The sequence below is a fragment of the Lysinibacillus sp. UGB7 genome, from assembly GCF_049058285.1.
Classification (GTDB): domain Bacteria; phylum Bacillota; class Bacilli; order Bacillales_A; family Planococcaceae; genus Lysinibacillus; species Lysinibacillus sphaericus_B.
In genome coordinates this window covers 20,467-41,921 of sequence record NZ_JBMGUV010000029.1, presented here as the reverse complement: position 1 = coordinate 41,921, position 21,455 = coordinate 20,467, and the positions used below count along the sequence as shown (strand labels likewise).

The 21,455-nt window shown below is 37.8% G+C and carries 21 protein-coding genes; 12 read left to right on the top strand and 9 right to left on the bottom strand.

Features of this window, described 5'->3' with window-relative positions:
• Nucleotides 1-12 precede the first annotated feature (12 nt).
• Nucleotides 13-939, top strand: a complete 927-nt coding sequence (locus tag ACOMCU_RS21215) for a helix-turn-helix transcriptional regulator (protein ID WP_421051310.1) — start codon at nucleotides 13-15, stop codon at nucleotides 937-939.
• A 74-nt stretch (nucleotides 940-1,013) separates the two neighbouring features.
• The gene (locus ACOMCU_RS21210) at nucleotides 1,014-1,757 is read left to right on the top strand and encodes an effector binding domain-containing protein (RefSeq protein ID WP_010857314.1); all 744 of its coding nucleotides are present in this window, start codon (nucleotides 1,014-1,016) and stop codon (nucleotides 1,755-1,757) included.
• Nucleotides 1,758-2,112: 355 nt separating this feature from the next.
• Here ACOMCU_RS21210 and ACOMCU_RS21205 read toward each other — a convergent pair whose 3' ends face one another.
• The 4 genes from ACOMCU_RS21205 to ACOMCU_RS21190 all read right to left on the bottom strand — a co-directional run bounded on the left by ACOMCU_RS21205 (nucleotide 2,113) and on the right by ACOMCU_RS21190 (nucleotide 5,702).
• A complete protein-coding gene (locus ACOMCU_RS21205; protein ID WP_010857315.1) occupies nucleotides 2,113-3,036 on the bottom strand; it encodes a cation diffusion facilitator family transporter in 924 nt (307 codons plus the stop codon).
• Nucleotides 3,037-3,111: 75 nt separating this feature from the next.
• A complete protein-coding gene (locus ACOMCU_RS21200) occupies nucleotides 3,112-4,455 on the bottom strand; it encodes a hemolysin family protein (RefSeq protein WP_268890947.1) in 1,344 nt (447 codons plus the stop codon).
• Nucleotides 4,456-4,911: 456 nt separating this feature from the next.
• Nucleotides 4,912-5,328 carry a hypothetical protein gene (locus ACOMCU_RS21195; protein WP_421051309.1) on the bottom strand — a complete coding sequence of 139 codons (417 nt, stop codon included), beginning with the start codon at nucleotides 5,326-5,328 and terminating at the stop codon, nucleotides 4,912-4,914.
• A 170-nt stretch (nucleotides 5,329-5,498) separates the two neighbouring features.
• Nucleotides 5,499-5,702, bottom strand: coding sequence for a YheE family protein (locus ACOMCU_RS21190; protein ID WP_036129709.1), 204 nt, complete (start codon nucleotides 5,700-5,702; stop codon nucleotides 5,499-5,501).
• A gap of 173 nt (nucleotides 5,703-5,875) precedes the next feature.
• On the opposite strand from ACOMCU_RS21190, the gene ACOMCU_RS21185 reads away from it, so the two are divergent.
• From ACOMCU_RS21185 to ACOMCU_RS21170, 4 genes are all read left to right on the top strand, one after another.
• A complete protein-coding gene (locus ACOMCU_RS21185; protein WP_421051308.1) occupies nucleotides 5,876-7,018 on the top strand; it encodes a DUF445 domain-containing protein in 1,143 nt (380 codons plus the stop codon).
• Nucleotides 7,019-7,034: 16 nt separating this feature from the next.
• Nucleotides 7,035-7,382, top strand: coding sequence for a YlbF family regulator (locus tag ACOMCU_RS21180; protein ID WP_010857320.1), 348 nt, complete (start codon nucleotides 7,035-7,037; stop codon nucleotides 7,380-7,382).
• A gap of 339 nt (nucleotides 7,383-7,721) precedes the next feature.
• Complete coding sequence (locus tag ACOMCU_RS21175; protein WP_421051307.1) at nucleotides 7,722-8,381, top strand: ribonuclease H family protein; 660 nt, start codon at nucleotides 7,722-7,724, stop codon at nucleotides 8,379-8,381.
• A 207-nt stretch (nucleotides 8,382-8,588) separates the two neighbouring features.
• Entirely contained in the window at nucleotides 8,589-9,518 is a 930-nt protein-coding gene (locus tag ACOMCU_RS21170) for a stalk domain-containing protein (RefSeq protein WP_421051306.1), read from the top strand.
• A gap of 146 nt (nucleotides 9,519-9,664) precedes the next feature.
• Here the strand turns inward: ACOMCU_RS21170 and ACOMCU_RS21165 are convergent, their stop codons facing one another.
• Nucleotides 9,665-10,024: a hypothetical protein gene (locus tag ACOMCU_RS21165; RefSeq protein WP_010857323.1), complete on the bottom strand. Its 360-nt coding sequence runs from the start codon at nucleotides 10,022-10,024 to the stop codon at nucleotides 9,665-9,667.
• A 194-nt stretch (nucleotides 10,025-10,218) separates the two neighbouring features.
• Here ACOMCU_RS21165 and ACOMCU_RS21160 point away from each other — a divergent pair, with 194 nt between their 5' ends.
• Nucleotides 10,219-11,724 carry a coproporphyrinogen III oxidase gene (locus tag ACOMCU_RS21160; protein ID WP_421051305.1) on the top strand — a complete coding sequence of 502 codons (1,506 nt, stop codon included), beginning with the start codon at nucleotides 10,219-10,221 and terminating at the stop codon, nucleotides 11,722-11,724.
• A 47-nt stretch (nucleotides 11,725-11,771) separates the two neighbouring features.
• On the opposite strand, the gene ACOMCU_RS21155 is transcribed toward ACOMCU_RS21160, so the two are convergent.
• Nucleotides 11,772-11,972, bottom strand: coding sequence for a helix-turn-helix domain-containing protein (locus tag ACOMCU_RS21155; protein WP_421051303.1), 201 nt, complete (start codon nucleotides 11,970-11,972; stop codon nucleotides 11,772-11,774).
• Between the two features lie 135 nt (nucleotides 11,973-12,107).
• Between ACOMCU_RS21155 and ACOMCU_RS21150 the strand changes: the two genes are divergently transcribed.
• From ACOMCU_RS21150 to ACOMCU_RS21135, 4 genes are all read left to right on the top strand, one after another.
• Entirely contained in the window at nucleotides 12,108-13,244 is a 1,137-nt protein-coding gene (locus ACOMCU_RS21150) for a glycerate kinase (protein ID WP_421051301.1), read from the top strand.
• A 159-nt stretch (nucleotides 13,245-13,403) separates the two neighbouring features.
• Complete coding sequence (locus ACOMCU_RS21145) at nucleotides 13,404-14,582, top strand: MBL fold metallo-hydrolase (protein ID WP_010857326.1); 1,179 nt, start codon at nucleotides 13,404-13,406, stop codon at nucleotides 14,580-14,582.
• Nucleotides 14,569-14,829, top strand: a complete 261-nt coding sequence (locus ACOMCU_RS21140) for a DUF3006 family protein (RefSeq protein WP_010857327.1) — start codon at nucleotides 14,569-14,571, stop codon at nucleotides 14,827-14,829. Before ACOMCU_RS21145 ends, ACOMCU_RS21140 begins: the two co-directional genes overlap by 14 nt.
• Nucleotides 14,830-15,075: 246 nt before the next feature.
• Entirely contained in the window at nucleotides 15,076-15,864 is a 789-nt protein-coding gene (locus ACOMCU_RS21135; protein WP_421051299.1) for an HAD family hydrolase, read from the top strand.
• A gap of 142 nt (nucleotides 15,865-16,006) precedes the next feature.
• On the opposite strand, the gene serA is transcribed toward ACOMCU_RS21135, so the two are convergent.
• Nucleotides 16,007-17,614: a phosphoglycerate dehydrogenase gene (gene serA, locus ACOMCU_RS21130; protein ID WP_010857329.1), complete on the bottom strand. Its 1,608-nt coding sequence runs from the start codon at nucleotides 17,612-17,614 to the stop codon at nucleotides 16,007-16,009.
• 816 nt (nucleotides 17,615-18,430) lie between these two features.
• Between serA and ACOMCU_RS21125 the strand changes: the two genes are divergently transcribed.
• Complete coding sequence (locus tag ACOMCU_RS21125) at nucleotides 18,431-20,083, top strand: FAD-binding dehydrogenase (protein ID WP_421051297.1); 1,653 nt, start codon at nucleotides 18,431-18,433, stop codon at nucleotides 20,081-20,083.
• A 65-nt stretch (nucleotides 20,084-20,148) separates the two neighbouring features.
• On the opposite strand, the gene ACOMCU_RS21120 is transcribed toward ACOMCU_RS21125, so the two are convergent.
• Both ACOMCU_RS21120 and ACOMCU_RS21115 read right to left on the bottom strand, forming a co-directional pair.
• The gene (locus ACOMCU_RS21120) at nucleotides 20,149-20,328 is read right to left on the bottom strand and encodes a hypothetical protein (protein WP_036129712.1); all 180 of its coding nucleotides are present in this window, start codon (nucleotides 20,326-20,328) and stop codon (nucleotides 20,149-20,151) included.
• Nucleotides 20,329-20,385: 57 nt separating this feature from the next.
• Nucleotides 20,386-21,357 (bottom strand): rhodanese-related sulfurtransferase, encoded by a 972-nt coding sequence (locus ACOMCU_RS21115; RefSeq protein WP_010857331.1) that lies wholly within the window; start codon nucleotides 21,355-21,357, stop codon nucleotides 20,386-20,388.
• Between the last annotated feature and the right edge of the window lie 98 nt (nucleotides 21,358-21,455).

Below are 21,455 nucleotides of genomic sequence, written 5' to 3'. Positions count from 1 at the left end.
GGAGTGAGCAAAATGAAACTAGACCGTTTATTAACGATGACCATGATTTTAATTAACCGTAAAAAAGTGAAGGCACAAGAATTGGCTGAGTTGTTTGATGTGTCAGTTCGTACGATTTATCGAGATGTAGAAACGCTTAGTCTTGCTGGAGTTCCTGTTATGAGTCAGCAAGGAGTGAATGGAGGGTTTAGTGTAATAGAGGGTTACAGAGTGGATAAGCAAGTGTTTACAAAGGATGAGCTTGCCTCTCTTTCTATTGCTATCAAGAGCGCTCTGACCTCCTATGAGGATGTCCACGCGGAGGCCGTGCTTGAAAAGTTAACCGGTGTTGCAGATACCAAAGTGAAACAATCCATTGATCAAATATTCATTGATCTAAGTCCATGGGGGCACAACGTCATATTAAAAGAACAGATTACGCAAATTAAAAAAGCAATTGAAAACGAGTATTGTGTGAGTTTTATCTATTCTACAGGCTATGGACAGACAACAAACCGAGTCATTGAGCCACATACTTTAGTACAAAAAGGGAAAGTTTGGTATGTGTATGGCTATTGTCTATTAAGGAGAAGTTTTCGTGTATTTAAGATTTCAAGAATGAAGGATTTAAAAAAAGAGATGACGTCTTTTACACGCAAGGAAGTTAATTTAGAGGCATTGCCATGGAATGAAGATTGGTATCAGCCCCAAAACTTAGTTGACCTTACGTTGTCATTTGATGTGAAAATTGTGACATTAGTGGAAGAGACGTTTGGTACAGAAAACGTAAATATCGAAAATTTGATCGTTCAAGTATCATTACCAGAAGACGAATGGCTATACGGTTTCTTACTCAGCTTTGGTAATCGAATAAAGATTCTTAATCCTCCTCATATCAGTGAGATTGTGCAAGAACGTGCGCAGGAAATTGTGAAATTATATAAAGACAATAGAAGTTAATCTAATAGATGACATACAGATGTCAGGTTTGGTTGGTTATAGTAATGACAAATAGACGAAGGGTGGATTTAAACATGCAAAGTCAATGTCAAAGTTGTGGAATGCCGTTAGTGGATGAGAAATTATTAGGTACGGAAAAAGAAGGTCAAGTGAGTCAAGAGTATTGTACATATTGTTATGGAGAAGGTGAATTTAAGCAGCCTAATCTAACAATTAAAGAAATGATTGAAATATGTGTGCTCCATTTAAAGGAAGATGGTATGGGAGAAGATGAAGCACGACAAATGTTAGCTTCCTTTTTACCTAGTTTAAAAAGATGGAGAAAGAGTGAAAGTATCAAACCTGTTGTCATTGAGAAAGATGCTTTTAATGTGGTAGGGGTGGCAGCACGAACAAGCAATGCTAATGAGATAACAGCACAAGCAAAGATCTCTCATCTATGGTCGGCATTTTATGAACAAAATGTCGCGCAGCAAATTTCAAATCAAGTGAACCGAGCAGTAACATACGGTTTGTATTCTGATTATGAGAGTGATGTGAATGGCCATTATACTCTGACGCTTGGAATGGAAGTATCAGCAATTGATGAAATTCCTGAAGGCATGGAAGCAAAGTCAATCCCAGCTGCAAAGTATCTGGTCTTTACATCGGAAAAAGGGCCAATTACGGAGGTTGTCATTAAAGCGTGGCAGGATATTTGGGCTTGGTTTGGCAATTCACAGGAAGAAAGAACTTATACTGGCGATTTTGAAAAGTATGATGAACGATGTGCCAACCCAAATGAAGCGCAGGTCGATATCTATATAGCGATTAAGTAAAAGACCATTCTAATTTACATTGTTTCAAAAAAGAACAACATAAAACAAGGGGCTGTCCCAAAAGAAAAAACAACATGCTTAGAGATGGCCAAGTATGCTATTTTTTTGATGCAAAGGTAAAAATCCGCGTAGACTCCTGCGAATCGTATTTGCGACGAAAGCATGAGTGAAACGGTAGCGACAGGAGCAGGAAAAGCAAGAGCATGAGACCCAACAGGGAATGTTTAGTGGAACGAAGACTAAAGTCGTCACGTCCTGTGACAACGCCTTCGTGACCAACATCCTGTTGCTCTGATGGGCTCATGCCTTGCTCGCGGAAAGCAAAGCAGATTTTTACCATATAGGAAGGCGGACGTTATTGTTTGAAGGACTTTTTAGACAGTTCCTTGTTGTCATCTGCTGGAGCAATTACCTCCATATGTGGTTCAATGTGCACGAGCACCTGACAAAATGGGTTTTCGCGCATTACGGTGTGTTCGATTTCCTCAGTAATGCGATGACTTTCGAAAACATTTAAATAAGGATTCACAGTGACCGTCACATCGATAAAGTACATATTGCCATGTGCCCGTCCTTTGAAATCCAACAGCTCAATCACACCATCTACATTGCGTATTAATACGGACAATGTTTCAACTTCGTCAATATTAAAGGCATCTGTTAGACTTTGAACCGCTTCCCAAAAGATTTCTACGGCAGTCTTAATAATAAGAAAGGCAACCACTAATGCAGTCAGCGTATCGATGATCGGAAAGCCGAAAATCGCACCAAAAATCCCGATGGCTGTTCCAATACTAACGAGGGCATCTGAGCGGTTATCGTAAGCGGCAGCTTTTACAGCGGCACTACGAATTTTTTTAGCTAAGGCTAAGTTATAGCGATAGACAAGATACATAACAATGGCACTGCCAATAGCTACATAGGCAGTTAATAAAGATGGTGTCGAACCAGTAGGTTCCCAAAGGCTTTTTAAAGAATTGAAAAGAACCTGTAAGCCGACAATTAGCATAATAAATGAAGCAACAAGTGATGCAACGGTTTCAGCGCGTAAATGGCCATATTGGTGATTAGAATCAGGTGGTCTTTGCGCGATACGTAAGCCGATTAAAACAGCAATGGATGCGATGATATCCGTTGTATTGTTCAGTCCATCTGCTTTTAATGCTTCTGATGTGCCTAAATAACCAATTGTCAGTTTTGTTGAGCTCAGTATTAAGTAAGTACCGATGGATAACCAAGCACCTTTTTCCCCTTGCCGTAAATTTGTATAGAGCTCCATTTTGTTTCCTCCTCGCAAAACTTTAGGGCATTATAAAACGACTCCCTTATATGAAAGGGAGTCGTTTTAGCATGTTTATTTATAGTCTTTCAATTCTTCGGTTTCATTTGCTAAATCAAGTTCAGGTAATTTTAGAACTTCTAAGTATAGTATATGGTGACCATCTAATTCTTTAGCTGTGAATTCATAGCCCTGCATCTCAATGCTATCACCTTCAACCGCATCAAAACGTTTCGTCATGAACCAACCACCGATTGTATCGATATCATCATCTTCTATGTCAGTACCTAGCATATCATTGACGTTTTCTAGTAGCATTTTTGCATCTAAAATAAAATGATCTTCGGCAATTTCTTGTACTTCGGGGATTTCATCTTCATCGAATTCATCTTGGATATCTCCGACAATTTCCTCGATAATATCTTCAATCGTTACTAAACCTGATGTTCCGCCATATTCATCCATTAAAATAGCCATATGAATACGTTCTCGCTGTATTTTTAGTAATAGCTCATTGATTTGCGTAGTTTCCATAACACGTATAATCGGCTGCATATAGTCAAGCACAGGTTTGTCACCATTTACAGGATCTTTAATGTATGCCGTTAATAAGTGTTTCATGTTTACTAAGCCGATAATATGGTCCTTATCGCCATCAATAATTGGATAACGGGTATATTGCTCGACGCCCATTAAATCAAATACTTCCTTAATCGTCAGCTCTTTTTCAATTCCGACGATTTCAGTACGTGGTACCATAATTTCTTTTGCAAGACGATCTGAGAACTCGAAAATACTGTTAACATATTCATATTCTGAGTTATTAATTTCTCCACCCTTTAAACTATCAGACAAAATCATTCGTAGCTCTTCTTCAGTGTGTGCTACTTCTGATTCTGACATCATCTTAAGCCCGAACATGCCTGTTAACGCTCGTGCTGAGCCGTTTAACAATTTAATGATGGGATACGTAATGTTGTGGAATAAAATTAATGTGCCAGAAAGATTTAATGTGACAAATTCAGCTTTTTGGATGGCTAAAGTTTTTGGCGCCAATTCCCCAATAACTACATGCATAAAAGTGACAATTGAGAATGCAAGTATGAATGAAAGGATAGATGTTATACTACCGTTCAAATTTAAAAATTCAAACACTGGATGTAAAATGATTTCAAATGTAGGTTCACCAAGCCAACCAAGACCAAGTGCCGTGATGGTGATACCTAACTGACATGCAGATAAGTATTCATCTAAATCTGAAATAACCCGTTTTGCATTTTTCGCTTTTTTATGTCCTTCTGCAAGCAATTGATCAATCCGGGTAGCTCTTACTTTAACGATAGCAAACTCTGTTGCAACAAAAAATCCTGTCATTATAATTAGTAGAGCGAATGCCGCCAACCTTATGGTTATTTCCAATATGTCTCCGTCCAAATAATTCCTTTGCTCCCGCCCAAATGAGGGAAGTAAACAAAGTGTACACCTCCTATGATTTAAAAAATTGTTGGATGTTTCAATCATAAATTATTTAGTAGCAAAACACAAATATTGACAACCACTTTTTCGATGGAATTAAAGAGGACAATTCATTTTGAAAAAACGAGCATTTTGAACGACAAATGATTGAAAATCAAAATACAATATGCTAACTTTATATGGAGCAAGGATAGTTTGTTTAGAGAAAGAAGCATTTGCATCTCATATAAAACGACACGTCAAAAATCTCAAGAGAGCTTTACTTGCGGATTTTTTTAAATGAATTATTTTCAATATGCAACAAAAAAGAGGTTGTCTCATCTGAGATAACCTCTTTTTCTGTCCGCAAGTAGAGCATAAACGCTCAAAGTAATAAACCTGCTTTACTTTCATGCGGTTTTATTGTTGTTGGAAACGTAATTTAAGGCAAGCTTTTTCCACGTCATGTGTTGTCTCTTTGAAAGGAACAACCCCTGAAAACGTGGAGATTGTGATAGGTGCCTTTTCTGTAAGCCCTTGTTGCGTTAATACATAGTTATTTCCGTTATATGAAAAATACATATTTTTTATCGAACGTTTTCCCATTAACGTGCTAGGAGAATCAAAGAAAGCTTTTAATTGGCTACAATATTCATTATAGAAATTACTACTAAAGCCTGTAAGCGTCTCGAATTTTTTACTATCAATAGTACCGGCCTCATTGGCTAATTCGAAAATTTTAGCGGAAAATTCAGAAAAAAGTTCCTTTACCTTTGCACGTATTAATGCTTTTGAATTATAGCTGTTTAAGTCATCTGAAAGTGTGACTTTACTCATTGAAATAGCCCCCTGCATAAAAAACATTTAAGAATATCCTTATTTATTAAATGTATAAGAATAATACAGGAATATCAATATGAATAAGCAATATTTGCAAAATTAGCGTCCAAATAGTAGTGAAATTTCTGCATATTTATGAGATGTAAGAGTAAAAAACTGTTGTTTTGTTAATCGTAAACATGGTAAAGCATTAGCTCGTGAATCATTTTTTTAACATCGTCTTCGTTTGGTGGTATAGGTCCAATCCATCGTATTTCACCATCTTTTAAATATTCTGCAACGTAGCGTTCTCGTTGATAGAAGAACGAAATAGTCCAACCTGGGAGCTGTGTGTTTTCAAAAAGAGGCTTAAAGCTAAAATGCTGTATCATAAACATCCTCATTTCCATCTGTAGTTACTTATCATTATTCAAGGATAGTGGTTATTTTGCAACTATTCAATTTTATGGGGGTATTTCTTTCGTGGAATTTCATTGCTCTGCTATAATAAGTGCAGAAGGCGACAAAATACGCCACAGTGAATACGATTGAAATGAGGATACTAATGGACAATTTTCTAGTGACATTATTATTTATGGCAGTCATTGGTGCAGCGATCGGCGGCGTCACGAATCATCTAGCAATAAAAATGCTTTTTCGGCCACATGAGGCTATCTATATTAAAAATTGGCGCGTGCCGTTTACACCTGGTCTTATTCCTAAGAGACGTGATGAATTAGCAAAGCAGCTTGGGTTAACGGTTGTAAATTATTTATTGACGCCCGAAACCTTTAGAAAGAAATTTTTCTCGAAGGACATTCAAGACAAAGTGGAGCAGTTCGTCCAATCAAAAGTACAAGAAACTATTTTTACTGATGATAAAACGATTCAAGATTGGTTGAATTTAGCTGGCTTTGCTAACATGCCAGCTACAATTGAACAAAAAGTAGAGGCAATTGTTGCAGGACAATTTGAATCAGTAAAAAATACATTATCAACGAGCTCTATTCGTACACTGTTATCAGCGGACATTCAAAATGTAATCGATGCCAAAATTCCAGTAGCAGTTGGACATATCTTGGAAAAGGGTGAGGATTATTTTTTATCACCAGAAGGCGAATTGATAATAAAGGCAATGATTGATGATTTCTTATCATCTAAAGGTTCTTTTGGTGGCATGATTAATATGTTTTTGGGTGATTCCTCGTCACTAGTAGGCAAAGTCCAACGTGAACTTGTAAAGTTTATACAGGCACCAGGAACGACATCTCTATTAACGAAAATTTTTATGCAGGAATGGGAAAAACTTAAGGACCGTCCAGCAATGGACTTTCTTGAGGATATTAACTTTGAGCCGATTTTAGCGAATTTACAAAGTTATGTAAAAGAGCAATTAGCAGTAGCGGAGCGATTAAATCATCCAATATCGTATTATTGGCCTGAAGGTAGTACGTGGATGACAGAAAGTGTTGTTCCACGATTAATCGAAAAAGCGTTTATCCAGGCTGAAGACAAGTTAGAAGACGTGCTAAAGCGTTTAAACTTACAGGAAGTTGTTCGTGAGCAAGTAGATTCATTTCCAGTATCTAAACTGGAAGAGCTTGTATTAGGTATTTCAAAGCGAGAATTTAAAATGATTACCGTTCTTGGCGCAGTACTTGGTGGTTTAATTGGGATTGTGCAAGGTTTAATTGTCTATTTTATTTAAAAAGGGGATTATGTTGATGATTAATATTTACAATGAAATTAATGCATTAGAAGGAACTTTCCGTAAGACAGCCGAATTTGAGACTTTAAAAGAAGCTGTAGAAGTCGTGAAGGCAGATGAAGAAGCATTAAATGTATTCAAAAACTTCCGTAAGATTCAAATTGAATTACAGAAGAAGCAGTTAGCTGGTGAGGATTTACTGGAAGATGAGCTTGTCTATGCACAAAAAGCGGCACAGCTTGCCCAGCAAAATGAAAAAATCTCCGCTATGCTTGAGGCAGAGATGCAGCTAAGCAAAGTGATCGAAGAAGTAAACCGCATTTTAGTAAAACCAATACAGACATTGTATGAAGGAATTCAATAAAGGTAACTAAGTTGTCTCACCGTCCGGCGGAAGCGATGGATCAACCGGCGATAAAGAGTGTCAAACCGGCGATATTGCGATTCCTATCAGCGAAGCCATTGTCTACTCCTCATTTGGCTAAATAGCTTTTTTAGGAATAATTAAACGGATATTTGCACATATAACAGGTAAGTAGAAAAACGTGTCTCAGTAAATCGAGGCACGTTTTAACTTTATTTAGCAGTTGTTGTCTCGACTTCAAAAATAGAACAACTCAAAAAAAAAATGTAATTATCGTTCATTGCCATTAATGCACATGATTGGGAACGAATAATTAGCTAAAATAATGGAGGGAATGTTATGCATATATCAATTGAATGGACCTATAAAACGCCAAAAGGTGCGGGGACAATTTTGCACTCTGATGAAATGCCAGCAGCACAAGCCTTATTATTAGCAGAGGATATGGAGCGGACAGGTCGCGTTAAGTCACTACAATTCATAGATCGCCAAGATGTAATATGGTCGATTAAAGAGCTGAAGGCATACTTAAAAGAAGTAGATACTGAGCCACATAACATTACGGTCTATTTTGATGGGGGATTTGACCGTACTACTAAACAGTCAGGATTAGGGTGTGTCATTTATTATGAACAGAATGGTAAGCCATACAGGTTAAGAAGAAATGCCTCTTCTGCTGAACTCAGATCAAATAACGAAGCAGAATATGCAGCTCTTTATTTAAGCTTAGTGGAGCTAGAGTTATTAAATGTCCATCATCTACCTATTAGCTTTGTAGGCGATTCGCAAGTTGTTCTCAATCAGTTAAGTGGAGAATGGCCAGCATTAGAAAAAGACCTAGCAAAGTGGGCAGATAAAATTGATGCAAAGTTAAACGAGCTAGGGATCCAGCCTGAATACAAGCCAGTATCGCGGAAAGATAATTCAGAAGCGGATCGACTGGCAACGCAAGCTTTAAAAGGCATTGATATTACAGGGTTGAGGGAGCTAGTTAAATAATAAGTTGCCACGAGTATTTTACTTTGAAAGTAATGGGAGACTTCTCAAAATTTGAGTCGTCTCCTTTTACGTGAATATACCTACAAATGCAAATGTGTTAGGCAATTGGTATTTTTCCTTTTTATCATAAATTTTCCTGTGCAAGCTGTAACTTTTTCCATTTTAAAGCTACTACTTCCATGAACCTAAAAATGAGGAGAGATTATTATGAAAATGAAAAAAATTGTACCCGTAGCTATGACAGCGTTGTTATTTGGGAGCGTAGCAGTAGCACCAGTTGCTTCAGCAAATGAAGGAAATTCGGCACAAGCACAAGAGCAAGTTCCGCAGATTCAAATTGATCCAGTCCATATTTTCAACAACACGTATGGAACAATTGATCATGTAAATGTTGGTGAAAATATTACATACTACACGTTAAAAGACGGTGAACAATCGAATATTCTTGAGGTAACAAATGAAACACTTATTTTTGATAATACAGGGAAAAAAGTGGAACTTCAAAAAGGTGATAAAGTAGTGGCTTACACATTTGCAAACAAGCCTCAAAAAGCAATTTACCCACCACAATTCACTCCTGATGTTATCATAGTTGAAACAGAGGAAGCAGGATTTGTAGAAGTCGATTATTTCTTTGAAGACTTAACAAATACTTACGATATTTTAAAATTAAATATCGCTGAAAATACTGAGCTTTTAAATATTAAAGGGGAGAAAGTAACAGCGGAAGACTTGTCAGAGAAACATTTAGTTGTGTTCTATACAGCTTCAACAAAAAGTATCCCAGCTCAAACAACGCCTTCGAAAGTAATAGTTCTTGATGATGAGAAACAAAATACTACGGAAATTCCAAATGTACAAGCAGAAATCGCAGAAATACTAGCGACTGATTATTATGAAGTAGATGGAACGAAGATGGTGCCATTACGCGTGATTGCAGAAAAGCTTGGCTACACTGTAGAGTCAACAGGGAAAGGCGCAATTATTTCAAAAGGTAATTTATCGTACACAATTACTCGTGGAGAAAAAATGTTTGGTTATAATAAAGCATTGTTTCCTTTAGAGGTAGAGCCAGCATTGTTAGAGGCTCAAAAAACATATGTACCTGTTGAATTTGTAGAGACTTATTTAAAATAATTTAAATCATTGCCCATGGTGTTTTTACGAGAAGTAATTAATAAGCATTATATCTGAAAGTAAGCTAGATTGTTTAAAGTCCGTTTATAGTGCTCAATATTTTATGTGGCAAAGCACATTACTAATTAATTTTAGTAGTGTGCTTTTTATTTTTTTGGCAAAAACAAATGACAATTGTCGGAATTTTTTTTGAAGGAATGTGTATCCATAAAGTTTTGAGCTAATAGTAATTCATCAGAATACAGTAGCGTGTGATGGACATGCTGTTCAAAAAACTTTTTTGCATTTGCATAATGCTCGTTGATAGAGATGGCACCGTAAACATCTGGATGATCTAAAATATATATAAAATCACAAAGAACCTGATGAGTTTGATATTTTAGTATAACTGTTATAAAAAATGTTCTTTCATCACAATGTTGTAAATCAAAATAATGGAAAGTTACTTCTATTTTGTGGGTGATGCTTGAAACGGAAGAAAAATAATGTTTTTTCATAAGGACCATTATCAACACTACCTTTATTAGAAATTATAGTATTACTTAATAAATATGTCTATTTTTATTCAGAATATTCAGTCTTTATAGGTGGTTAACATAGTAGCTTTGCGTAAGCTTATCAAAATTTGTTAAACTATTGATGCAATCAATTATCGGTCATTTCGGTAAAAATGGAATATTGAAAGAAGAGAGCGAAAAAGATGAAAATTATTCACATAGATCAAAAATATCCTGAGGATTGGATTCGAGTTTTAAATCATATTGCGAATTTATTTTTTGAGGATTCCAAGCTAAAAGTTGAAGCACATGGAGCTGATATGGCGGTTACTTTTACATACCACGTTGAAGCAGATTTTTCTGTATATACGAATGCTGTCCTAGAGGTAGATGGCAAACGATATACGAATGATTATCATATTAAATACGATACTGAAGCTGTTGGACGTGAGCTAAATATACGGATGAAGCGTGCATTATCACATGTATTTTTAGATGTGTTAGAACAGTATTCGGGTATGCATCAACAATGGGGAATATTAACAGGCGTGCGACCAACAAAACTGTATCATAAATTCCGAAAGGCTGGCATGAACGATGCAGAAATTGCTGAGGTACTTATACGAGATTTCCGTCTGTCACAGGAAAAGGTTGAGCTACTAAAGGAAATTGTGGCTCGTCAGTTAGTGACAATTCCAGATTTAGATAACATAGGTAAGGAAATTAGCGTTTATATCGGTATTCCATTTTGCCCGACAAAATGCGCTTATTGTACATTCCCAGCCTATGCAATTGGCAGTAATCGCAAGCAAGGTCGTGTAGCTACATTTTTAGACGGACTACATATTGAGTTGCGTGAGATGGGGAAATGGTTGACGGAAAATAATATGAAAATTACTTCGATTTATTGGGGTGGTGGGACACCAACTTCTATTGAAGCACATGAAATGGATGCACTATATCAATCGATGTATGAATCTTTCCCTCATCCTGAAACCATTCGTGAGGTGACGGTTGAAGCAGGGCGTCCTGATACGATCACACCAGAAAAATTAGCTGTGCTGAAAAAATGGGGCATTGATCGGATCAGTGTCAATCCTCAGTCGTATACGGATGAAACGTTAAAGGCAATTGGTCGTCATCATACGGTACAAGAAACCGTTGATAAGTTTTGGCTAGCACGTGAATCGGGTATGAATAACATTAATATGGATTTAATTATTGGCTTGCCAAATGAGGGGACTTACGAATTCCAGCATTCATTGAATGAATCAGAAAAAATGCAACCAGAGTCGCTAACTGTTCATACGCTATCATTTAAGCGTGCATCAGAAATGACGCGTAATAAAGCTAAATATAAGGTAGCAGATCGAGATACAGTTGCAGAAATGATGCATATGGCGCAAGTGTGGACGAAAGATAATGATTATGTACCGTACTATTTATATCGACAAAAAAATATTTTAGGAAATTTAGAAAATGTTGGCTACAGTAAAGCGGGAGAGGAAAGTATCTATAATATCGTTATTATGGAAGAAGTACAGACGATTTTAGGGGTTGGATGTGGGGCATCCTCGAAATTTGTTCATCCCGAAACAGGGAAGATTACGCAGTTCCATAATCCTAAGGACCCTGCAGCCTATATCATGACTTTTGAAGAAGCAACAGCAAAAAAAATCGAACTGTTAAATGATTTATTTAAATCTTAACAATAAAGGGCTATAAGAAAGTAGACTATTACTTTTTTGATAGCTCTTTATTGTAATCGTAAGGAACAGGCCATTTTTAACATGACAACATCATCAAAATATTGCGGATCGTAGCCTGTAAACTCTCTAATTTTATTTAGTCGATAGCTGAGAGTAAGGCGATGAATGTGACTGTTGAGCACAAAGCTTGAGTTGTATATGTAAAAATTGCAATCAAAAAAAGCTTGTAATGTTTTAATTTGCTTCATACTTAATTTGTTGAAAAAGCGCTATAAATTGTAAGCGTTTATATCAAGAGCTTATTAAAAAATACCAAAGATTTGAATATTTGTGACTGTAACATTTGGATAAATGTGGATAGTCGTAAACAGTGGAGGTATGAAATGAAGGTAATTATTAGTCCAGATTCCTATAAAGGCACTTTGTCAGCAATTGACGTTGCAAATGCGATGCAAGAAGGTATCAAGGACGTTAATCAATCGATTGAAACAGTCATTCTACCGGTAGCCGATGGAGGAGAAGGTACGCTAGCATCTCTTATTGCTTCAACGGGAGGGCGGTATATTACAGAAAATGTGTTAGATCCATTGGGCAGGATGATTGAAGCCCAGTATGGTGTGCTTGGTGATAAAGAAACATGCGTAATTGAGATGGCACAGGCCTCCGGTATCATGCTGTTACAGGACAGTGAGAAAAATCCAGAAATAGCCACGACATATGGAACAGGTCAGTTAATAAAGGCTGCTCTTGATGAAGGATTTAGAAAGTATATTATCGGTATTGGCGGTAGTGCCACAAATGATGCCGGTATCGGGATGTTAAAGGTGCTTGGTCTGCAATTGAAGAAGGAAGATGGTACACCAATCGCTGAGGGAGTATCTGCATTGTTAGATTTAAAGTCTATTGATGCAAGTCGTTTAGATTCACGTTTGGCTGATGCAAATTTTATTATTGCATGCGATGTAGATAATCCATTGATCGGTGAGTATGGGGCAACAGCAATTTTTGGCCCACAAAAAGGGGTGAATAAACAACAAATAGCCTTTTACGATAGTTGTTTAAAGCATTTTGCAGATATCGTTGAAAAACAGTATCAGATTCGCTTACATGATTATAAGGGAGCAGGTGCAGCTGGGGGTTTAGGAGGTGCGTTAATAGCTTTTTTACATGGTACTTTTCATGCAGGTATTGATATTGTGATAGATGCCGTACAGTTAAAAAGGCATTTAGTAGACGCACAATTTGTGATAACAGGTGAAGGCAAATCCGATCGGCAAACATTACATGGGAAGGCGCCATTAGGGGTGGCGAATGTGGTAAAAGCAACAGATGTGCAGTCGGTCTTATTGTCGGGCGCTATTGATGAAAACGATAAATTAGCATTGCTTGAGCACTTCGCAATAGTCGAATCTTTAGTTGATGAAAATATTACTTTGCAACAGGCAATGCAAAAACCGTATCACTTCATCCGCTTGAAAACAAAAAAGATATTTGGGTTACTACACAGTACAGTGGGATGAAAGTCACTAGGCACAAACTGTCGCAACATTACTACGAGGGCTTGTAACAATTATTGTAACGATGATTTTATGGTTGATATGAGTTTAATAAGAAAAGTGAGCTGCCTTCGGGTGAGCTCTCTTTTTTGTATAATAGAATAATAGAAAGGAAGTAATTTGATGAAAAAAATGATTTTAGGACTATTTTGCCTTGTTTTACTAGCTGGTTGTACGATGTCGGTGGAAACGGAAAAACAACCAGTAACAGCAGGACAAAACATGCGTGTGCATTTTATTGATGTAGGTCAAGGGGATTCGATTTTTATAGAATCACCAAATGGCAAAACAATGCTTGTTGATGGGGGTGTCAAAGGTGCTGGTCAACAGATTGTCTCTTATTTACATGAACTAGGTGTGAAAAAGCTTGATATTGTGGTAGCAACACATCCGGATGCTGACCATATTGGTGGATTAATCCCTGTGTTGAATTCCATCGACGTTAAGCAATTTTACGATTCAGGGAAAGTACATACATCACAAACCTTTGAAGAAATGCTGACGCTTATTGATACAAAAAATATTCCATATGATGTGCCAAAAACAGGTGACGAGATTGTATTTGATGAGCAAATAAATGTAAAAGTGCTAAACGCAGATGAAACCGCATCAGATAATAATGACGCGTCCATTGTACTAAAACTTACTTATGGTGCTGTGTCATTTTTATTAACGGGCGATGCCGGAGTGGCTTTAGAAAAGGAAATGCTAGCGCAAGATGTTAAAGCGACAGTGTTAAAGGCTGGTCATCATGGCTCTAATACAAGTAGCTCGCAAAATTTTATTCAAGCAGTGCATCCAGCAGTAACTGTCTTGAGCTATGGGAAAGACAATAAATACGGGCACCCACACGATGAGGTTGTAGAGCGGTTACAACAGATTGGTAGTAAAATTTATGCAACGGCCGAAGCAGGGACTGTTACCGTGTCAACAGACGGGGTAAACTATGATGTAAGTGCGAAGGAATGGTCGGGAACAGTTGCCACTACATCAACAGCTCCACAGGGTGTAGTAGAAATGATAAGCAAAGATTTAGTAAATGAAATTGTTGCTATTCAAAATAACAGTAAAGAACCAGTTGTACTGAAAGATTGGCAGCTTGTATCAATAGAGGGTAATCAGATTTTTAACTTTCCAAATGTGACATTGCAGCCTGGTAAAACGATATATGTCACAAGTGGGTCAGACGCACGTGAGGGACAAAATTATTTGAAATGGACGACAAGACAAATTTGGCTAAACGATGGAGATGCTGCACAATTACGTAATGCGAAAGGGGAAATTGTCAGTGAGCTCGACTAAATACACATTGGACCGTATTGAAGATGGTTACGCTATTTTTTTAAAATATCCAGATGAAGTAGAACAGGCTATTATATCGATTGCTGCAATTGATCAACCAATCCAAGCGGGTGACCGTGTACTTATAAAGGAAATCGATGACACCTATCATATCGAAATTTTACAAGAAGAAACAGAGCAAAAAAAAGAAGAAGTTCAAAGTTTAATGGAAAGATTACGCAGAAAAAATAACCATGCTGATAGTTGAATAAACTTTTCCCGCAAAGTACGAGGTCCTATCAACTTGTAATGTTATTATCAATGTTGTTAAAGCATTTTACGAGTAAAACACTACGCTGTGTTACTCGTATTTTTTCATTGAAAGATACAGTTCGTAAAGACCCTTGAGGAGCAGGAATATGCATAAAATGCTATGCTAACAATTTTGAAAATATGCTAAAATAAGCGATAGGAATGCTTTCTTCAAGTAGAAAAGAAGCTAGGAGCTGACACAATGTCAATTAATACAATTATTTTTGATTTAGATGATACGTTATTATGGGACAAAAAATCTGTTAAAACAGCATTTGAAAAAACGTGCGAATATGCAGCAACAGTACATACGGTAGATCCAAATGACTTAGAAGAAGCAGTGCGCAAAGAAGCACGTGCACTTTATGAAGGCTATGAAACATATGATTATACGGTGTTAATTGGCATTAACCCATTCGAAGGCCTTTGGGGTACATTTGATGATACAACTGAGTCTTTCCAAAAAATGAAAGGTATCGTGCCGGGTTATCGTACAGATGCATGGACAAAGGGGCTAGCGGCTCTTGGTATTGAAGATGCAAAGCTAGGGGCAGAACTGGGGGAACGTTTTGTAGCAGAACGTAAAGTATCGCCGTTTTTATATGAAGATACTTTTGCAGTTCTAGATGAACTAAAAGGTAAGTACCAACTCATATTACTAACAAATGGAGCGCCAAGCTTACAAAACTTAAAGCTAGAAATTACACCGGAAATCGCACCATACTTCGACCATATCATTATTTCAGGGGACTTCGGTAAAGGTAAACCAGATGCATCCATCTTCGAACATGTCTTAGAAAAGGCTGGTATCTCAGCGGACGAGGCGATTATGGTAGGTGATAACTTAAATACTGATATTTTAGGTTCATCTCGTGTTGGTATGCGTAATATTTGGATTAACCGTGAAAATAATGTGTTAAACGGGGCTGTAACACCAACTTATGAAGTTGATTCTTTAACAGCTTTATTAAAACTAGTGAATAAGTTGTAATTTAAAAATGTACTGATTCCTCGATGAATCAGTACATTTTTGTTTTTTTAATTTTGTCGAAACAGTTTACAGCAGGTATGTTCTTTATAGTAAAAAATGGCCTGAGTACTTAAACTCGGGCCATTTTATTGATTATATAAAATTATAGGTCAATTGCTTTTACTTCGTCGATGTTTTCAAGTTGTGAAACAAATGCTAAGTCTTCATCTGTGACAACATTATCGACAGTTAGCATCATCACCGCAGTCCCGCCTACTTGTGCACGTCCAACTTGCATTGTTGCAATATTGATGTCTTTTTCAGCAAGCTTTGTTGCTACGCGACCGATTGCACCTGGTTTGTCTGTGTTTTTAATATATAGAAGGTGACCTTGTGGGATAACGTCAACAACATACTCTTCTACTTTGACAATACGTGCGCCAAGACCATTTAATAATGTACCTGCAACTGTATGTGTTTCATTAGCAGTTTTTACTTCAATTGTAATTAAGCTCGTGAAGCCTTTAGCTGTTGTTGTTTTGTGTTCGTTAATTTTCATGCCGATACGTTCAGATAGGTAACGAGCATTTACGTCATTTACATGATTACCATGATTTTTAGAAAGTAACCCTTTTAGTGCGTTTGAAGTTAATGGGCGCACATCATAGTTTGCTACTTCACCAGCATATGATAAGTTAATTTCTTTAACTGGTTCAGCAGTTATTTGAGATAAGAATGAACCAAGTTTTTCTGCTAATTCGAAGAAAGGCTCAACCTGTGCAAGTAGTTCTTTCGGAATTGAAGGCATGTTTACTGGGTTTGTAACAGTACCTGTTTTATAGAATTTAATGATGTCATTTGATACGTCAACTGCTACAGACTCCTGTGCTTCAATTGTTGATGCACCTAAGTGAGGTGTTGCAATGACCTGTGGTAAAGTAAGTAATTTATGATCTGTTGCTGGCTCAGAAACGAATACGTCAAGCGCTGCACCTGCTACCTTACCTTCTGCAATTGCATCGTATAAATCATCCTCATTGATGATACCGCCGCGTGCACAGTTAATGATGCGAACGCCGTCTTTCATCATAGCGAATTTCTCTTTATTAATGAGATTACGTGTTTCAGGAAGTAATGGTGTGTGCACTGTAATGAAATCAGCGGCTGCACAAATTTCTTCAACTGTAGATTTTATAACACCGAGCTCTTTTGCCCGTTCATCTGTTAAGAACGGATCATATGCCATGATATTCATACGTTGACCTTTAGCACGGTAAGCTACTTCTACGCCGATACGACCGAAGCCGACAACACCTAGTGTTTTATTTTTAAGCTCAACCCCAACATAAGATTTGCGGTCCCATTTACCGTTTTTAAGTGTGTTGAATGCTTGCGGAATGTGACGAGCAAGAGAAGTCATCATCGCAATTGTATGCTCAGCAGCAGAGTTCGTGTTACCATCTGGAGCATTGACAACAATGATCCCATGTTCAGTTGCAGCAGCAAGATCGATGTTATCTACACCTACTCCAGCACGACCGATTAATTTTAAATTTTTAGCCGCTTCGATTATTTCACGTGTCACAGTTGTTTGAGAACGAACTAGTAATACGTCAACATCCCCAATTTTTGCGATTAACTCCTCTGGTGCAAGGCCAGTATCGATAATAACATTTAAATCTAAATCTTTTTCTTGGCGAAGAGGGAAAATACCATCTTCACTTAGTGGATCAGCGATAAATACATTAATTGTTTTTGTTGCAGTAGTCATTTGTAATTAGCTCCTTTTAATAAAATTGATAGTGATGGTTTTTATATAGGACAATCTAAAATTTGTGAAATTGATACATCTTACAGCATGCAAACAATCTCATTTCTTTGTTCGAAAACAATATAAAAGCCTTCCGCGCCTTACAAACACACTCATTGTGTCGTAAGGGGCGAAAGGCTGAAAAAACATTGGTTCGCGGTACCACCCTTAATCACTGCTTCGAAAAGTTATGCATTTTCTTGCAGTCTTAGCTATATGCGTAACGTGCATGTGACGGATAAGCTTACTTTGGATGTTCGGCTTATCTATTCAGGAGTGGAACTATATCGTAGAAATCACTGATTTACACCAACCATCAGCTCTCTTTGGATTCTCTTGCGACTAGCGTGTCTCCGTCGTTATATTTTTGTGTGATTAAATTTGATAACATCATAATCCCTATTGTTCACCTTTGTCAACAATATTTCTAAAAAAGATAAAAAAACTTTACTTCAAAAGTCTGAAAACTAACAAATTACGAACTATTTTATGCATTAATATAATTAATGTTCGTCTTTTTAGGGAGGACAATGAAAGCGCTATCGAAATATACTAATACAGTTAGCATGGGCGTTTATCGAATCTTAAATGTCAGAAATAATGTGGGAATAATTTGGAATAAAATAGATTAACTGAATAAAACTCACTTTCTTTTGATATGGAATACGAACGTTTTTACCTTGTCACACTTTTGTCATTTTTTTAAAGTAAATAGGTGGGAAAGTAACGCAGAGAGAAGAATGTATGTAAATAAAGTAAGATTTTCGGGGGTGTACCATGAAATATGATGTAGCAATTGTTGGTGCAGGACTAGCGGGACTAGTGGCCGCTTGTGAATCAGTTGATGCGAACAAAAAGGTACTGTTAGTAGATCAGGAACCTGAAAACTCTATGGGGGGGCAGGCATTTTGGTCATTTGGTGGCGTATTTTTAGTGAATACACCCGAGCAAAGAAGACTTGGCATTAAGGATAGCAAGGAGCTTGCATGGCAGGATTGGCTTGGGACGGCTGGCTTCGATCGCCTGGAAGACGAAGATTCCTGGGCCAATAAATGGGCGAGAGCATATGTCGATTTTGCTGCTGGTGAAAAATATGAATGGCTCAAATCGTTGGGCATTAAATTTTTCCCTGTTGTTGGTTGGGCCGAACGAGGTGGGTCATTAGCGGGAGGGCATGGCAATTCGGTTCCTCGATTTCATATTGTTTGGGGTACTGGCCCCGGCATTGTGAAGCCATTTGTTGACAAGGTGAAAAAGGCGATGAAAGCAGGTTATCTAGACTTTAAGCCAAGGCATCGTGTAGATGAGTTTATACAACAAGATGACGGCATTGTGGGCATTAGCGGAACAATTCTTGCAGAAAGTTTTGCACAGCGAGGAGAGAAGAGTTCCAGGCTTGGTATTGGAGAATTTTCATATGAAGCAACTGCAGTTATTGTAGCGAGTGGTGGCATTGGAGCAAATATGGATTTAGTACGGAAAAATTGGCCAGAGCGTCTCGGCACACCTCCGAAAAATATGGTTTGCGGTGTACCTGCTTATGTAGATGGACGCATGCTAGAAATTACGGAGCATGCGGGTGGACGTATCGTCAATCGTGACCGCATGTGGCATTATACAGAGGGCTTAAAAAATTGGGATCCTATTTGGCCGAATCATGGTATTCGTATATTACCAGGACCTTCTTCATTATGGTTTGATGCAGCAGGTAATCGCTTCGGGGCACCAAATTTCCCAGGGTTTGATACGTTAAGTACGTTGGAAGCCATCCAGAAAACAGGGTATGATTATTCGTGGTTTATTTTGACAGAAAAAATTATTGAAAAAGAGTTTGCTCTATCAGGCTCCGAGCAAAATCCTGATTTAACAAATAAAAGTATTCGTGAAGTACTGAAACGTGTATTGCCTGGTCCTCCTGCATCTATTCAAGCATTTAAAAATCATGGCGAGGATTTTGTCATTGCCTACGATTTAAAAGAGCTAGTCGATGGGATGAATAAGCTAGCAGGCAATGACCTTCTTGATTTTATGAAAATTAAGGAGCAGATTTTAGCCAGAGACCGTGAAATTGACAATAAGTTCACGAAGGATTTACAGCTAACTGCTATTCAAGGTGCAAGAAATTATGTTGGTGATAAAATTGTGCGTGTTGCGAAACCACATAAATTTTTAGATACGAAAAATTGGCCTCTGATTGCAGTAAGGTTAAATATTCTGACGCGCAAGACATTAGGCGGTTTACAGACAAATCTAGATGGTGCTGTACTCGGAATGGATGGTAAGCCTGTACCTGGGTTATACGCAGCCGGAGAAGTTAGCGGCTTTGGTGGTGGCGGTGTGCATGGCTATCGCGCGTTAGAAGGCACTTTTGTTGGAGGTTGTTTATTTAGCGGACGACAAGTCGGACGATATTTAACATCTGATAAATAAGAACTGAAATAGCAGGCAGTATCTTATCGCTCAGGTGGAGAGGTTTACCGCTCGGGTAAGCCGAGTTATCGCTCAGGTAGTGTACCATACTGCTCTGCTAAAGTATTGTCCCTCTCAGGTAAGCCAAGCTCAACCCCACTCAGTTCTGAAGAAGTAATTGAAAGTTCAACTGGATGCATAAGTCGTTCTAATTCTAATATAGAATACTTGTCACTAATGTTGTCATGTACAGTGCAAAAAAGCATCTTCCTAGCGGGAGATGCTTTTTCTTATTAATCATCAGACTGTACTCATTTTAAAAGTTATTTTGGAGATACTTGAGCCTGTGCAATTTTTGCGATTTGTTCCTCGACTTGCGTTGTTGTCCATTCATTTTCTACAACGAAGAAGTTATGTTCAGCACGACGGCAATCGTCTGAACAGCTGCGCATATAAAATGCCTCATGTTTTTCTTCGCATAGCATTAACTTATGGCAATTAGGGTTAGCGCAGTTTGTATAGCGCTCTGTCGGTTCACCCGTGAAGTAATCTTTTCCCACAACAACATGCTCAACCTGATTGATTGGAACACTGCGACGGCGGTCGAAGACAAACATTTGACCATCCCATAGCTGTCCTTTTACCTCAGGATCCTTCGCATAGGTTGCAATACCTCCATGTAATTGGCCGACACTTTCTCCATATCCTTCGCGTTTTAACCAGCCTGAAAACTTTTCGCAGCGAATACCGCCTGTACAATAAGTTAATATTTTCTTGCCAGCGAAATCTTCCTTGTGTTGTTCCATCCAAGCAGGTAAATCACGGAAGTTCTCGATATCAGGGCGCACAGCTCCACGGAAATGTCCTAGGTCAAATTCATAATCATTACGTGCATCAATGACAATCGTATTGTCCTCTTGCATACGTGTCATGAATTCCTTTGGCGTTAAGTAATCCCCTGTTATTTCTAACGGATTAATGTCATTTTCTAAACCGAGGTGGACAATTTCATGGCGAGGGCGGACATGCATTTTTTTAAAGGTATGTCCTTGTACTTCATCGATTTTCCACATAATATCGCTAAAACGAGTATCTGCTTTCATATGATTCATGTAGGTCTCTGTTTGCTCGACAGTGCCAGAAACAGTGCCGTTGATACCTTCTACACCAACTAAAATTCGACCAAGCAGTCCGATTTCCGTGCACAATGCTAAATGCTCTGCTGCAAATGCTTCAGGGTCTTCAATAGCAATATATTTATAAAAAAGTAATACACGATAGTCCATTTGAGTCACAACGATTTACCACCTTTAATTCAATATTCGTCATTAAATATAGCATAACAAGTGCTGTTTTGCTTAGGAGAGAAGGATTTTTCAGAAAAAACACGAAT